At 63.0% G+C, this 13764-nt stretch carries 14 protein-coding genes; 8 read left to right on the top strand and 6 right to left on the bottom strand.

Translation table 11 applies throughout. The features are described from left to right. Window positions 1-178 precede the first annotated feature (178 nt). The 5 genes from FJV80_RS19575 (at window position 179) to FJV80_RS19600 (ending at window position 4424) form a co-directional block, all read left to right on the top strand. A complete protein-coding gene (locus tag FJV80_RS19575; protein WP_095789214.1) occupies window positions 179-1237 on the top strand; it encodes a DMT family transporter in 1059 nt (352 codons plus the stop codon). 13 nt (window positions 1238-1250) lie between these two features. Beyond that, window positions 1251-1643 carry a DCC1-like thiol-disulfide oxidoreductase family protein gene (locus FJV80_RS19580; protein ID WP_142877176.1) on the top strand — a complete coding sequence of 131 codons (393 nt, stop codon included), beginning with the start codon at window positions 1251-1253 and terminating at the stop codon, window positions 1641-1643. A 154-nt stretch (window positions 1644-1797) separates the two neighbouring features. Further along, window positions 1798-2478, top strand: coding sequence for a PadR family transcriptional regulator (locus tag FJV80_RS19585; RefSeq protein WP_142877177.1), 681 nt, complete (start codon window positions 1798-1800; stop codon window positions 2476-2478). A gap of 282 nt (window positions 2479-2760) precedes the next feature. Beyond that, complete coding sequence (locus FJV80_RS19595) at window positions 2761-3402, top strand: TetR/AcrR family transcriptional regulator (protein ID WP_142877179.1); 642 nt, start codon at window positions 2761-2763, stop codon at window positions 3400-3402. Between the two features lie 245 nt (window positions 3403-3647). Next, entirely contained in the window at window positions 3648-4424 is a 777-nt protein-coding gene (locus tag FJV80_RS19600; RefSeq protein ID WP_142877180.1) for a TylF/MycF/NovP-related O-methyltransferase, read from the top strand. 85 nt (window positions 4425-4509) lie between these two features. Here the strand turns inward: FJV80_RS19600 and FJV80_RS19605 are convergent, their stop codons facing one another. Continuing rightward, complete coding sequence (locus FJV80_RS19605) at window positions 4510-5298, bottom strand: CmcI family methyltransferase (protein WP_246689000.1); 789 nt, start codon at window positions 5296-5298, stop codon at window positions 4510-4512. A 246-nt stretch (window positions 5299-5544) separates the two neighbouring features. Between FJV80_RS19605 and FJV80_RS19610 the strand changes: the two genes are divergently transcribed. Continuing rightward, window positions 5545-5838: an HlyU family transcriptional regulator gene (locus FJV80_RS19610; RefSeq protein ID WP_095773652.1), complete on the top strand. Its 294-nt coding sequence runs from the start codon at window positions 5545-5547 to the stop codon at window positions 5836-5838. Between the two features lie 129 nt (window positions 5839-5967). After that, window positions 5968-8406: an FAD-dependent oxidoreductase gene (locus FJV80_RS19615; protein ID WP_142877181.1), complete on the top strand. Its 2439-nt coding sequence runs from the start codon at window positions 5968-5970 to the stop codon at window positions 8404-8406. 93 nt (window positions 8407-8499) lie between these two features. On the opposite strand, the gene FJV80_RS19620 is transcribed toward FJV80_RS19615, so the two are convergent. Beyond that, entirely contained in the window at window positions 8500-9390 is an 891-nt protein-coding gene (locus FJV80_RS19620) for a LysR family transcriptional regulator (RefSeq protein WP_142877182.1), read from the bottom strand. 103 nt (window positions 9391-9493) lie between these two features. Here FJV80_RS19620 and FJV80_RS19625 point away from each other — a divergent pair, with 103 nt between their 5' ends. Further along, window positions 9494-10381 carry an NmrA/HSCARG family protein gene (locus FJV80_RS19625; protein ID WP_142877183.1) on the top strand — a complete coding sequence of 296 codons (888 nt, stop codon included), beginning with the start codon at window positions 9494-9496 and terminating at the stop codon, window positions 10379-10381. Window positions 10382-10474: 93 nt separating this feature from the next. Here FJV80_RS19625 and FJV80_RS19630 read toward each other — a convergent pair whose 3' ends face one another. The 4 genes from FJV80_RS19630 to FJV80_RS19645 all read right to left on the bottom strand — a co-directional run bounded on the left by FJV80_RS19630 (window position 10475) and on the right by FJV80_RS19645 (window position 13721). Then, complete coding sequence (locus tag FJV80_RS19630) at window positions 10475-10705, bottom strand: hypothetical protein (protein ID WP_095773656.1); 231 nt, start codon at window positions 10703-10705, stop codon at window positions 10475-10477. A 112-nt stretch (window positions 10706-10817) separates the two neighbouring features. Continuing rightward, window positions 10818-11612, bottom strand: coding sequence for an ATP-binding cassette domain-containing protein (locus FJV80_RS19635; RefSeq protein ID WP_095773657.1), 795 nt, complete (start codon window positions 11610-11612; stop codon window positions 10818-10820). After that, window positions 11612-12709: an ABC transporter permease gene (locus FJV80_RS19640; protein ID WP_095773658.1), complete on the bottom strand. Its 1098-nt coding sequence runs from the start codon at window positions 12707-12709 to the stop codon at window positions 11612-11614. Before FJV80_RS19640 ends, FJV80_RS19635 begins: the two co-directional genes overlap by 1 nt. Window positions 12710-12764: 55 nt before the next feature. Next, entirely contained in the window at window positions 12765-13721 is a 957-nt protein-coding gene (locus FJV80_RS19645; protein WP_095773659.1) for a sugar ABC transporter substrate-binding protein, read from the bottom strand. Between the last annotated feature and the right edge of the window lie 43 nt (window positions 13722-13764).

The raw sequence follows: 13764 nt of genomic DNA on the forward strand, positions 1-13764 counted from the left end.
ACCCGGCCTGACGGCGCTTTGCCGCAGGACAGGACGCTTTGCCGTGATAAACTGCGGCCAGAGGATCGCGATGAAGAAAGTCTCGATACTGGCTGGCAGCCTTGCCTTGATAAGAGTGGGCGCTGTTTCGCGACAACGGATGCACCGAGGCCATGCGCGGCTGTCATAGGGTGAGATGATGTCCGAAACACATTCGCATCTTTGGCCCGGCGTGCCGCTCGCCCTTGGCTCGGCCGCTCTGTTCGGCGCGACGCCGCCGCTTTCCAAGCTGCTGCTCGACGCCGTGAACCCCTTCATGCTGGCCGGCCTGCTCTATCTTGGCGCCGGTCTCGGCCTCGCTCTCTATCGCTTGCTTCGCGGCAGGCAGGCGGCGGCTGGCGAAGCGCAACTGGCCGCCCGGGATATCCCCTGGCTGGCGCTGGCAATCGGCATGGGTGGCATCCTCGCGCCGGTGCTGTTGATGTTCGGCCTCAGCCTCAACACGGCATCCAGTTCAGCGCTGCTGCTCAACCTGGAAGGGTTGGCGACCATGGCGATCGCCTGGCTCGTCTATCGCGAGAATGTCGACCGGCGCCTGCTTTTTGGCGCCTTCGCCATTCTGGCGGGCGCGGTGCTGTTGTCATGGGACGGCGGCGGCGTTGCTTTCAACCCGGGCGCCCTGCTGGTGGCGGGGGCTTGCGTGGCCTGGGGGCTGGACAACAATTTCACGCGCAGGATTTCAGCCACCGACCCCGTGGTGATCGCCATGCTGAAAGGCCTGGTGGCGGGTGCGGCCAATGTCGGATTGGCGCTTGCCGCCGGGGCGTCGTTTCCCACGATATCCATTGTCGCGGCCACGGCCGCGGTCGGCTTCCTCGGTATCGGCGTCAGCCTGGCGATGTTCATCCTGGCGCTGCGCCATCTCGGGACGGCGCGCACAGGCGCCTATTATTCGCTCGCTCCGTTCATCGGTGCGCTTGTGGCCATCGTCATGCTGGGCGATGCCGTCACTCTCAAACTGGTGATCGCGGGGCTTCTGATGGGTGTCGGCCTGTGGCTGCATCTGTCGGAACGCCATGAGCACGAGCACGACCATGAGGCGCTGGAACATGAGCACAGCCATGTGCATGACGAGCACCACCAGCACGATCATGACGGGCCGGTGAGCGAGCCGCATTCGCACTGGCACCGGCACGCGCCGATGCGCCACCGGCATCCGCATTATCCGGACCTGCATCATCGGCATAGCCACGGCTGAGCATGCCAACATCATGCTCAAGCAAACACCCAAGCCTGAACTGACCGTCTGGTACAACACGCGATGCCCTGTCTGCGATGCGGGCATCAGTCGGCAAAAGCGGCGGCTGATCGAAGCGGTCCAGGCGGGGCGGATCGAGTTTCGCGACATCAATCTGGAGCCGGCGGCGCTTGGCCGTTTTGGCGCTTCGCTGGAAGACATCCGCCGCCGGCTGCACGCCACCGACGCGGCCGGCCGGCTGCTGGTCGGCGTCGATGTCGCGATTGCCATATGGCAAGCGACACCGGGCGAGGGCTGGCTGGCCGCGCTTTTCGGTAATCCGGTTGCCTTGCCGTTGACACGACTTGCCTATGACCGGTTCGCCGACCTGCTCTACGCCTGGAACCGGCGCAAGGGCCGCTGGTAGCCGAACGCATCCAACTCCGTCGTCTGCAACGACAAGACCCGGGAAGGCCGATCCGGCTGGCGGCGCATTCCGATACATCGTAAGATATATCTTGACACCAGCAGGGCAGGTGCCTAATTAAGATATATCGTAAGATAGAACTCAAGGAGCAATCATGCACAGACATAGTCATTTCGGCGAACGCATGTTCATGCACATGGCCGGCAAATTCGGTGGCAGAGGCGGCGGCTTTGGTCCGTTCGGCCACGGCGGTCGCGGCGGTCGCGGCGGCGGACGCGGTGGCCCTGGCGACATGTTCCGCGCCGGCCGCATGCTGGCCGACGGCGACCTCAAGTTGATCACGCTTTCGCTGCTGGCCGAGGCGCCGCGCCATGGCTACGACATCATCAAGGCGCTGGAAGAGCGCACAAGCGGCATCTACAGCCCGAGCCCGGGCGTGGTCTACCCGACGCTGACCTTCCTGGAAGAGGCCGGCTATGCCGTCTCGTCGAGCGAAGGCAACAAGAAGGTGTTTTCCATCACCGAGGCCGGGCAGGCGCATCTTGCCGACAATCGCGAGATGATCGACGGCGTGCTCGACCACCTCGAGCGCTTTGGCCGCAAGATGGCCAAGGCACGCGACTGGTTCGGCTGGAACGATGATGGCGAGGACCGCCGCGGTGGCCGGGGCGGGCGTGGCGAGCGTTCGGAAACGCGCGACGAATTCCGCGCCATCCGCCACCGCCTGCGCGCTGCCCTGGGCGACATCGTCGATGCCCCGGCCGAAAAGCAGGCCGAGGCGATCGCCATTCTCGAAGCCGCGGCGGAAGCGCTGGAAGCTCTGACGCACCGCTGATCCAGATGCAATAAATGCATGAAAAGAGCCCGGGTCGACCCGGGCTTTTTTGCGTCAGCGCGAATGCGGATCATTCCTTGCCGACATATTCGCTGATCAGCCTTTCGTTGCGGGCCTTCTCGATCTTGGCGGTCATCTCGGCCGACAGGCGCTCGTGCCAGGAATGAACATCGTTCAGACCTGTTTTTGAACACTGTTCACGAAATCCCGGATGTGGTAGACGGAGGGACGATCGTGGTTCGAAACAGCCGGGCCGAGGGCACGGCATCCATGAGGACAAGCATGGCGCTGGACAGGGAAGAAACAGGCGAGCGGGTGCTGGCGATTGCCGAGGTGCTGCTCAACGAGGGCGGCATGGACAATCTGAAGGCCAGGACCATCGCCGAGCAGGCGGGCATTTCGGTCGGCTCGGTCTACAATCTGTTTTCCGACCTCGGCGGGGTGCATCGTGCCGTCAACATGCGGCTGCTCGACCGGCTGGGCGCGGCAGGGGCGGCGGCGATGGCCGATCTTTCCCAGCGCGGCATCACCGACGTGCGCCAGCGCCTGCTGGCACTGGCCGGCGCCTATGTGCGTTTTGTCGAAGCGCATCCCGGCAGCTGGCCGGCGCTGCTCGCCTTCAACAGGCGGCGTCCGACGCTGACCGAGCCGGATGCCTATGAGGCGCGGCTCGACCAGCTGTTCGAGATCATTGCCGGCGTGCTCGCCGGCGGCGATTTCGACCTCGACGACGACACCCGCCGGATCGCCGCGCGCACATTGTGGTCAAGCGTGCATGGCATCGTCACCAGCGGCTACGCCGGCAGGTCCGTTCGCCGGCAGGCCGACGAGATCGACCGGCAGATCGAACTGCTGGTCGCCGTCTTCATCAGGGGGCTGGAACGCGGCGGCACATTCGCGCATGCTGGGACAACAGCGTCGTGAATCGAGACGTTGAAGGCTTGCAGGCCTTCGGCAAGCCAAGCTGAAGGCCGGCGCCTTGACCAGACCTATGAGCCACCGGCCTTGCAATAGACGGTCTTCGTCTGCTCACCATTGTCAACTCGTTCAGGATCGGCTGCATTCCAAACGCTCGCGCAGGACATCGTCCTGAGCAATTGGCTTGACGTTGAGGGTTGACGCGTCGCGCGGATTCGCGAACGTGGCAGATCGGAGCAATGAAGGGCCGGATGATGACGACAGTCAACGATTCAACTCCAGCAGCGCGGGAATTGTATCTTGATCTCCTGATCAGGATATTGCTCAACACGATTTACCAGGATCCCGCGATCAACCCGGAGGTTCAGCCGATGGTGGTCGAGCCGTTCAACCCGAAAACCCGCGCGATCGGCAAGGATTGGCCAACGCAGGCTCACACGATGGTCGGCCAGGCGCGTCTCGAGAGCTTGCGCAATCTATCACAGCAGGTGCTGGACGACGGCATCGTTGGCGACTTCATCGAAACGGGCGTCTGGCGCGGTGGCTGCTGCATCCTGATGCGCGGCGTTCTTGCCGCGAACCAGATCCACGACCGCAAGGTCTATGTCGTGGACTCGTTCGCCGGCCTGCCGGCGCCAAACGAAGAGCTCTATCCCTGGGATACCGGGTGGAACCTTAACGTGTTCAAGGAACTGGCCGTCTCGCTGGAGACGGTCAAGGACAATTTCTCACGCTATGGGCTGCTCGACGAGCAGGTCGTGTTCGTGGAAGGGATGTTCAGCGACACCCTGCCGTCGCTGTCGGCCGGGCCGTTCGCGCTGCTGCGGCTCGACGGCGATCTTTACGAGTCGACCATTGTGGCGCTGAATTCCCTTTACCCCAAATTGTCCCAGGGCGGTGTTGTCGTCATCGACGATCGCGCTCTCGATCCATGCCAGCGCGCGGTGATCGATTTTCGCGATCAACACGGCATCACGGCACCGATGCAGGAGGTCGACTGGACCGGATCCTGGTGGCGCAAGGAGTGAGAGTATTTTCCTTTTACGCAATTCCCAAGGGCAAGCGCTAAGCGCTTTTCCCGGGAAAACCGCTTCACACTTTTCTGCAATTGCTCTAGCGAACGCGACGGAGATAGCCGTTGACGTTCCAGGTCACATTGGTGCCGAAGTGGTCGCAAAGGCTGGTATCGATTTCATAGTCCTGCCCACGATCGCGCAAGAACAGCTCGACCGCACGGCGTGGGCCGCCCATCAGCTTGGCGACAAATTCTGGACCATAAAGATCGTCGACAATACCGTCCTCGACGGCAATATACTCTCCCGCAACCAGCCAACGATCGAAGAAGCGCAGCACGGCGAGCGTCGTCTCGCAATGATGGTCCGCATCCTCGATGACGAACATCGGTCTGGGGAGGCTCTCGATCAGCTCCGCCGGTAAGGTTGCCGCCAGGTCGCGACCGTCGCCACGATGAAACGTCACGCCCGGCACGCTGATCGAGGGCGGCGTGATGTCGATCGAGTGAATGACGCAGTCGACGCCGAAGCTGCGTATGATATCGGCAAACCAGAGCGCGCTGCCGCCCCATTTGGAGCCGATCTCGATCAATGTCCTGGGCTTCTGCTGCCAAAGCAGCATTTGGTACAGCGCCAGATCGAATGGATTTTTGTAGGTGGGCACGCCCTTGTAGGTGTAGCGCAAGGTGCCGTCTTGAATCGTCGCAAGCGGTACACCAAGCAATGCGCTTCCGGTGGCAAGACGTTCAATCATACGGTTGTCCTTCAAGCCGACGTCAAACCCGATTATGCGGTATGCCGCTGCGACACAGCGTGAGCGGGTCGGTTGGCGGTTCAGAAGATACTTGCCGAAGCCGGTGTAGTAACGGGGTCGCAACTCGCTGGTCATGAACGGCTTACTGGTACGAAATATCGCCACCCATATTCAAGGACATTCATGGCACGCAGCGGTATATTGCCGATCGTGATTGAATTCCCATGCGCCTCCCGCAACGCAGAACCGGTCGTCAGGACAGCGGCGGAACAGTGAGAGGGGGCTGGAACGCGGCGGCACATTCGCGCATGCTGGGACAACAGCGTCGTGAATCGCGGACAGGCAGGCCGCGATCGCAGGGCGAACAAGGAGATTTGAGCCATGTCTTTTCTGAAACGTCTTTTCGGCGGTGGCGGCGGTGAAGCGGCCGAGGCCAAGAGTGCCGCACCCGCCAAGCAGGTCGAGCACAAGGGTTTCCTGATCAGCGCTACACCCTACAAGAACGATGGCCAGTACCAGACCTGCGGTATCGTCTCCAAGGAGATCGACGGCGTGGTGAAGGAGCACAAATTCATCCGCGCCGACCGCTTCGCCGGCCTCGACGACGCCGTCGACATCTCGATCAAGAAGGGCATCCAGCTGGTCGATGAACAGGGCGAGCGGATTTTCGGCTAGGGCTCGGCCACGTGGAGCCTGCATAAATCCAGCTTATCATCACCCCTAGTTTTTGAAGACGTTACAGGGTCTTTCGCCGTCTGTAGCTTCGACCCTACACATTGGAAATGACTGGGATTTGGTGGGTCGATGCAGACACATGCGCGGGTGGTGATTGTTGGCGGCGGGTGCGTCGGCGCGGGCATCCTCTACGGCCTGGCCAAGCGCGGCTGGACCGACGTCGCGCTGCTCGAACGCACGCAGCTGACGGCCGGCTCGACCTGGCATGCGGCGGGCCTCGTCCCGTCCTATGCCCGCAACATCAATATCGGCCGGATGATCAACAAGACCATCGAGATCTATGAAGGGCTAGAGGCCGAGACCGGACAGCCGGTCGGCTGGCACAAATGCGGCCAGTTGCGGATCGCCAATTCCAGGGACCGGCTCGACGAATACAAGAGCTATATGAGCGTGGCCGACGTTCAGGGCATGCGGGCGCATTTGCTGTCGCCGGCGGAGGCGAGGGCGCTCTGCCCGCTTCTCGACAACAAGCATATGCTCGGCGCGCTCTATCATCCCGACGACGGCCATATCGCGCCGGCCGACGTGACCCATGCCATGGCCAAGGGCGCGCGGGATCTGGGTGCCAGGATCCACCTGAACACGGAGGTCACCGGCTTTCAGCGGACCGCCGGCGGCGAATGGCGGGTCACCACCAACAAGGGCGACATCATTTGCGAACATGTGGTCTGCGCCACCGGCAATTACGCGCGCCAGACCGGCGCGCTGCTCGGCCTCGACATCCCCGCCATCCCGATCCTGCACCAGTACTGGATCACCGAGCCCGTGCCGGAGATCGTCGAGCGCAAAAAGCAGGGACGTGCCGAAATGCCGATCCTGCGCGACGAGGGTTTTGAAGGCTATCTGCGCGAGGAAGGCGACGGCTTCATGTTCGGGCCCTACGAGCGCACCGAACACCTCAAGCTGTTCGCCGAGGACGGCGTTCCCGCCTGGTTCGGCGCCGACCTCGTCGAAGAGGATTTCGAGGCGGTGTCGTGGAACTGGGAGCAGGCAACGCAGCTCGTGCCGGCGCTGGGACGTGCCGGAATCAAGGCCAATGTCCGCGGTCCCTTCCAGATGACGGCGGACGAGCTTCCGCTGATGGGACCGGCCTGGGGCCTGCCCAATGTGTGGCTGGCCGAGGGCGTGCCGGGCGGCATATTGTGGGGCGGCACGATCGGCTATTACCTGTCGGAGCGGATCGTCGAGGGCGGCAACAGCCTCGACACTTCCGATCTCGATCCGCGCCGCTTCGGCGACTATGCCAACAAGGCCTGGACGCGCGAGAAGGTCCGCGAGGCCTGGGGCACGCATGCCGAGCAGAAATATCCGGGACAGGACATGCCCGCCGCCCGCCCGCAGAAGACCGCGCCGTCCTATGCGCGGCTGACCGAACTGGGTGCGGTCTGGGGCGTGCTCAACGGCTGGGAAATGCCGAACTGGTTCGCGCCCAAGGGCGTCGAGGCCAAGGACCAGTGCAGCTGGCGCTGGACTAAAAAGGGCGTCTTCGTCGGCGAGGAGGTGCAGGCGGTGCGCAACGCCGTCGGCCTGGTCGAGATGACGCCGATGACCAAGTTCGAAGTATGGGGGCCAGGCGTGGCCGCCTGGCTCGACACGATCCTCGCCAACCGCCTGCCGGCGACCGGCCGGGCGGTGCTGGCGCATCACCTTACCGCTGCCGGCGGCGTGCAGGCCGAATATATGGTGGCGCGCCTTGGCGACGACAGTTTCTACCTGATTTCGACGCCGCGCGCGGAACGCTGGAATTTCGACGATCTCTCAAGGCTGCTTCCCGCCGACGGCAGCGTCAGTCTGAAGAACGTCACCAACGATCGCGGTTGCTTCACGGTCGTCGGGCCGAAGGCGCGAGACGTGCTGCAACCACTCACCGAGATCGACCTGTCGAATGCGGGCTTTCCCTGGTTCGGTGTGAAGACCGGCAGCGTGGCGCTTGCCAGCGACGTGCGGCTGCTGCGCGTCAACTACGAGGGTGAACTCGGCTGGGAACTCTACCATCCGATGGCCTACCAGCGGCAATTGCTCGACGCGATCCTGAGAGAGGGCGAGAAGGACGGCATGCGGCTCGTCGGGCTGCATGCGCTGGAATCGCTGCGGCTGGAGAAATCCTACCGCGCCATGTATCGCGACATGAATCCCGAACTCAACGCGCTGGAGAGCGGGCTCGAGCGCTTCATCCGCCTCGACAAGGGCGATTTCGTCGGCCGCGACGCGGTCGTGAAATACAAGGCGAGGAGCGACCAGCGCCGGTCGGTGACGCTCAGAATAGAAACCGACGGCGCCAGCACGCTTGCCAGTGAAGGGCTGTACATCGGCGGCGAACTTGTCGGCCGCATCACGTCGGGCGGCTATGGCTACACGCTCGGGCACGATGTGGCGCTGGCGCTGTTGCCCGAGCGTCTCGGCACGCCCGGCACGAAGCTCGACGTCGCCATTCTGGGGGAATGGAAGACCGCTGAGGTCATCGCGGATTCGCCCTATGATCCCTCTTCGGCCAGGGCGCGGATGTAACGCGTAGCAGTGGTGCGCGAAGGTATTGGGGGACGCTTCCAGCTTCCGTTTTTTTTGCATAGGACTGTCGGCGCCCGAAAGCGGCTTCGGCCATCACTTGCCGATGTAGGCGGCCAGTTCGTCCGGCGTCCCATTTGGGAAAGCCTGTTTTAGAAAGTCCAAGAACGCCGACACTCGCGCGCTGAGCAGCCGGCGCGATGGGTAGAGCGTCCAAATCGAGATTTCGGGACCGTCAATATCCCCCCAATTCACCAGTGTCCCGTCAGCCAAGTCGTGGCTCACCAACGAAATGGGAAGACGTCCTGCACCGACGCCGGCTCGCACGGCATCCCGGACCGCGATGAGCGTTGACAGAACGAGGACCGGCTCGATTGTAATCGTTGACCGGCCACCGGGTGTCTTCACGTGCCATGTTTGCAGTTCGCCTGCTCCGCGCGCAACGCCAGGAGCGGCACGCTCACCGGTCGTGCGAGGAAGGTCGGGGTTCGCCACAACAACCAGACGATCGCGGAGAAACGCCCGTCCGACCAGGCTTTCGTCGGGATCTGGATTGACCCGGATTACCAGGTCGTAGCCTTCTTCGATCATGTCGACAGGCCGGTCCTCGGTCGTCACCTCGAGTTTCACCTCCGGATACTTGAGGGCAAATCCCGCGGCGATCCTCCCCATTGCCGTCTGCGAAAAATGTAAAGGTGCGCTGATCCGCAATCTCCCCTTGGGTCTCTGAGCGCCCGAGGCAATCGCCGAAGCCGTCTCGTCCAGTTCGGCAAGCAACGCCCCCGTCCGCTCGAAGAGCGCCCGTCCTTCTTCGGTGAGCTTCAGGTTGCGCGCACCCCGTTCAAACAGGCGCAGATCAAGACTGCTTTCCAACTCTCCAACGCGCCGGGACAGCGTTGCCTTGGGCCGGCCGGTGGCCCTTGCCGCTTTGCCGAAGCCACCATGGCGGGCGACGAGATTGAAATCGGCGAGCGCAAGAAGATCCATTGGTGTTCCACCAGTGAGACGGTGCGTCTAGAGTTTCCGTCTATTGGGCTCTCAGTGAGCCACACATATTGGAGGTGTCAAGCAACCCAACAGGAGAAATTTCATGACCATTCTCGTTACCGGCGCCACAGGCAACATTGGCCGCCAAGTCGTCGAACACCTCGTCAAGCGCGGCGCCGATGTCCGTGCTCTCGTCCGCGATCCGTCGAAAGCCAGCTTCCCGGCAGGCGTATCCGTCGTGCAAGGCGACTTTCTCGATGTCGATTCGCTGCGCAAAGCCATGTCTGGCGTTTCCACTCTTTTCCTCTTGAACGCCGTGGTGCCGGACGAATTCACCCAAGCTTTGATCGCACTGAACGTCGCCCGATCGGCCGGCATCGAGCGCATCGTCTATCTGTCGGTGATCCACGCTGACGTCTATGTGAACGTGCCGCATTTCGCGGGCAAGTTCGGCGTCGAGCGAATGATCGAGCAGATGAACTTCAAGGCTACGATCTTGCGCCCGGCCTACTTCATCCAGAACGATCTGATGATCGAAGACGTTATCACCGGCTACGGCACCTACCCAATGCCGATCGGCGCCAAGGGTCTTGCCATGATCGACGTGCGTGATATCGCTGAGATCGCCGCCCTTGAGCTGCTGCGCCGCGAACAATCCGCAGAGCCGCTTGCGCTCGACCGGATCAACCTCGTCGGTCCGCAGACACTGACTGGGACGGATATCGCCGCAATCTGGTCAGACGTGCTTGCCCGCCCGATCCACTACGGCGGCGACAATACAGAGGGCTTTGAGCAAAATCTCAAGCAGTTCTTGCCCGCCTGGATGGCCTACGACATGCGCTTGATGGGCGAGCGCTTCTTCACCGACGGGATGCTGCCCGAGGCCGGCGACGTCGAGCGCCTGACTGCGCTTCTGGGCCGCCCACTGCGCCCATATCGCGACTTCGCCTCAGCGATCGCTGGTTCGCGGGCGATAGAGACGGCAAGCTGAGGAGTAAAATCGGCGCACGCGTCATCGCTGGACTGCACAATAGCAAGCTTACACGGGGGTAGGCGAGAGAGGCGAATGCTCCGTTCGGGGCTCTTAATCCGAAAAACTCACACTGACGCCGCGCTGGCGAAAATAGGCCTGCATCAGCTTGCGGCCCGAGCGGTTGTTTTGCGCCAACTTGGTCGGATCGAACACCGCCTGTTTCATCCCCTCGCGTGCCAGCGCGGCCTTGAGCGTCGCGATATGTGCGTCGATGTCGGCATTGTCCGCCCGAAGCGATGCATAGATATTCTCGGTCGCCTCGGCCACGGTCGGTTCGCTCACAGCTGTCGTCCTCTTGTTGATTGGGCGGCGGCTTAGCACAGATTCGCGGCTGCGCGATACCAACGCGTACCGGCCAGACTGGTCAGCCACAGGCATCCGATCAGCGCGGCGCCTAAGCCTGGCCGCTCCTGGCCGACTTCGTCAGTTCCTGTTCCAGATCCACCAGTTCCTTGCCGCCGGCCATCAGGTTGAGCAGCTGGTCGCGGGTGATTTCGCCCTTGGCGTAGGTGCCGGTGCTTCTGCCGCGCTTCAACAGCGTGAAGCGGTCGCCGACGACATAGGCGTGGTGGACGTTGTGGGAAATGAAGATGACGCCGATGCCGCGCGCCTTGGACTGCACGATGAGCTTCAGCACCACGGATGCCTGGTGGACACCCAGCGCCGAGGTGGGCTCGTCGAGGATCAGCACCTTGGCGCCGAAATAGACGGCGCGCGCTATGGCCAGGCATTGCCGTTCGCCGCCCGACAGCGTGCCGACCGGCTGTTCGGGATCGCGCAGCTGGATGCCCATCGCCGACATTTCGTCATAGGCGGTGCGGTTGGCGAATTCGGCGTCGAACTGGCTGATCGGGCCGAACTTGCGCATCGGCTCGCGCCCGAGGAAGAAGTTGCGCGCCACGCTCATCAGCGGCACCAGCGCCAGGTCCTGGTAGACGGTCGCGATGCCGCTGTCGCGCGTATCGGCGGGCGAGGCAAACCTTGTCGGCTTGCCCTGGACGCGGATTTCGCCCTCGTCCGGCGAGTAGACGCCGGACAGGGTCTTGATCAGCGTCGACTTGCCGGCGCCATTGTCGCCGAGCAGGCAATGCACCTCGCCGGGGCAGACATCGAAGGACACGTCCTTCAGCGCCACGACCGAGCCGAAATACTTGCTGACCGACTTCAGTTCGACATAGGGCTCGGCCATCACCGGCTCCTCATGGCGCGGTTGCGCACATAGCTGTTGAACAGCACCGCGATGACCATCATGGCGCCCATGAACAGCTTGAACCAGTCGGTGTCGATGCCGGTGTAGAAGATACCCATCTGCACCACGCCGAAGATCAGGGCGCCGAACATGGCGCCGATGGCCGATCCATAGCCGCCGGTCAGCAGCGTGCCGCCGATGACGACGGCGATGATGGCCTCGAATTCCTTCTGCGTGCCGCGCAGCGTGTCGGCGGAGCCGGTGACCAGCACCTGGACCGCCGCGAACAGGGCGGCCGCGAGCGCAGTCATGACGAACAGCGTGATCTTGGTGCGCGCCACCGGCACGCCGAGATTGCGCGCGGCATTGGCTTCGCCGCCGGCTGCAAAAATCCAGTTGCCGAAACGGCTGCGCGTCAAGAGCCAGGTGCAGGCCAGTGTCAGCGCGATCCACCACACGATCGACACCGGAATGCCTGATATCGACGGCATTCCGTCGGCCCGCTTGCCGATCAGGCCAAGGTCGGAAAGCCAGGCAATCAGGCCGGTGAACACCTGGCCAGAGAACAGGCTGTTGAGGGGATCGTTCCGCGCCAGCTCGTGCACGCCCGACACCTGGGTCCGCCCTGAGATGCCGCGCGTGAGGCCGAGCGTCAGGCCGCGCAGCATGAACAGGCTGCCGAGCGTCACGATGAAGGAAGGCAGGCCGGTCCTGACGACGGCGAGCCCGTTCAGCGCGCCAATGCCGCCGCAGACGGCGAAGGTGAACAGCAGCGAAAGCCAGATCGGCCATCCCCAGAACACGGCAGGGATGGCGATGAGGATGCCGGCAAAGCCGATCATCGAGCCGACCGACAGATCGAACTCGCCGGCAATCATCAGCAGGGCCACGGGTGCGGCGAGAATGCCAAGCTGGGCCGAGACTTCGAGGAAGTTGACGATGCCCTTGGCGCTGAAAAGCCCCGTGCTTCCCGCCGTGATGGCGAAGAACACGAAGACCAGCACGGTGCCGGCGGCCGCGCCAAGCTCCGGCCTGCTTAGCAGGCGGCTGAGGCGTGAGACGGACCGGACCCGCTCGTCGCGAATCTCTGAAACCATGGCTGCTTGCCCTCAAGAGTGTAGCGGGGGGGGGGGGGGCCCCGCCCCGCCTGTGTTAGCGCTTGCCTTGTTTCGACAGCTCGATGACCGAGGCGGCAGTATCCTTGGTGACGAAGCCTGGGCCGGTCGGATAGTCGGCGATCGGCATGATCTTGTACTTCTTCCAGAGATCGAACATCGCGACCGGGATGTAGCCCATGGCGTATTGCTGGGCGTCGATGCCCCATTCCATCTTGCCGCCGACGACAGCCTGCAGGATCGTGGGCGAGAGGTCGAACGTGCCGGTCTTCACCTTGCCCGAGAGGCCCAATTCATCAAGCGCGGCCAGCGTCGGTTCGGCACCGCTGGCACCGACGGCAAGGATGAACTGTGTATCGGCATGAGCGGTCATGTAGGCGATCACGCGGTTCTTCATTTCGGTCGGGTCGATGACGCCGTTCATCACCGGCACGTCGACGCCCAGACCCTTGGCGAAGCCGGCGCAGCGGTCGTCGAGGCTCGAATTGCCGACCTCGTGGTTGGCGCAGACCGCCTTGGTGAGGCCGAGCGCCTTGATGCGCTCGCCGGCCATGACGCCCGCCTGGAATTCATCCTGCCCCATGAACAGCAGGCCGCCAAGGTCATGGGTGAGTTTCGAGCCGCCGGAATCGATGACGATCACCGGGATGCCGGCGGCGACGGCGTTCTTGACCGGAGTTGTAAGGGCGGCCGCATCGGGGATCGAAACAACCATGCCGTCGGGCTTCGAGGCCGCGATGGCGTCGATCATCTGCCCCATCTTAGCCATGTCGAAGGTTTCGGGCGCCAGATATTCGGCCTTGACGCCGAGCGTCTTGGCGGCATCGTCCATGCCGTTCTTGACGACCGACCAGTAGGGGTCGCCGCTCTGGCCGTGGGTGACGAACACCACCCGCGTTTCGTCGGCGGCCGCAAGGGTCGTGGCCGCCGCCATCATCGTGAAGCCGGCCAGCAAGCCGAGCGCGGGCTTTATTAATTTCGCAAGCGAAAACATAACAACCTCCTGTTTGTTTTCCGCCGCCGCAATTACGGTCGGC

The organism is Mesorhizobium sp. WSM4310 (assembly GCF_007003935.1).
Taxonomy (GTDB): Bacteria; Pseudomonadota; Alphaproteobacteria; order Rhizobiales; family Rhizobiaceae; genus Mesorhizobium.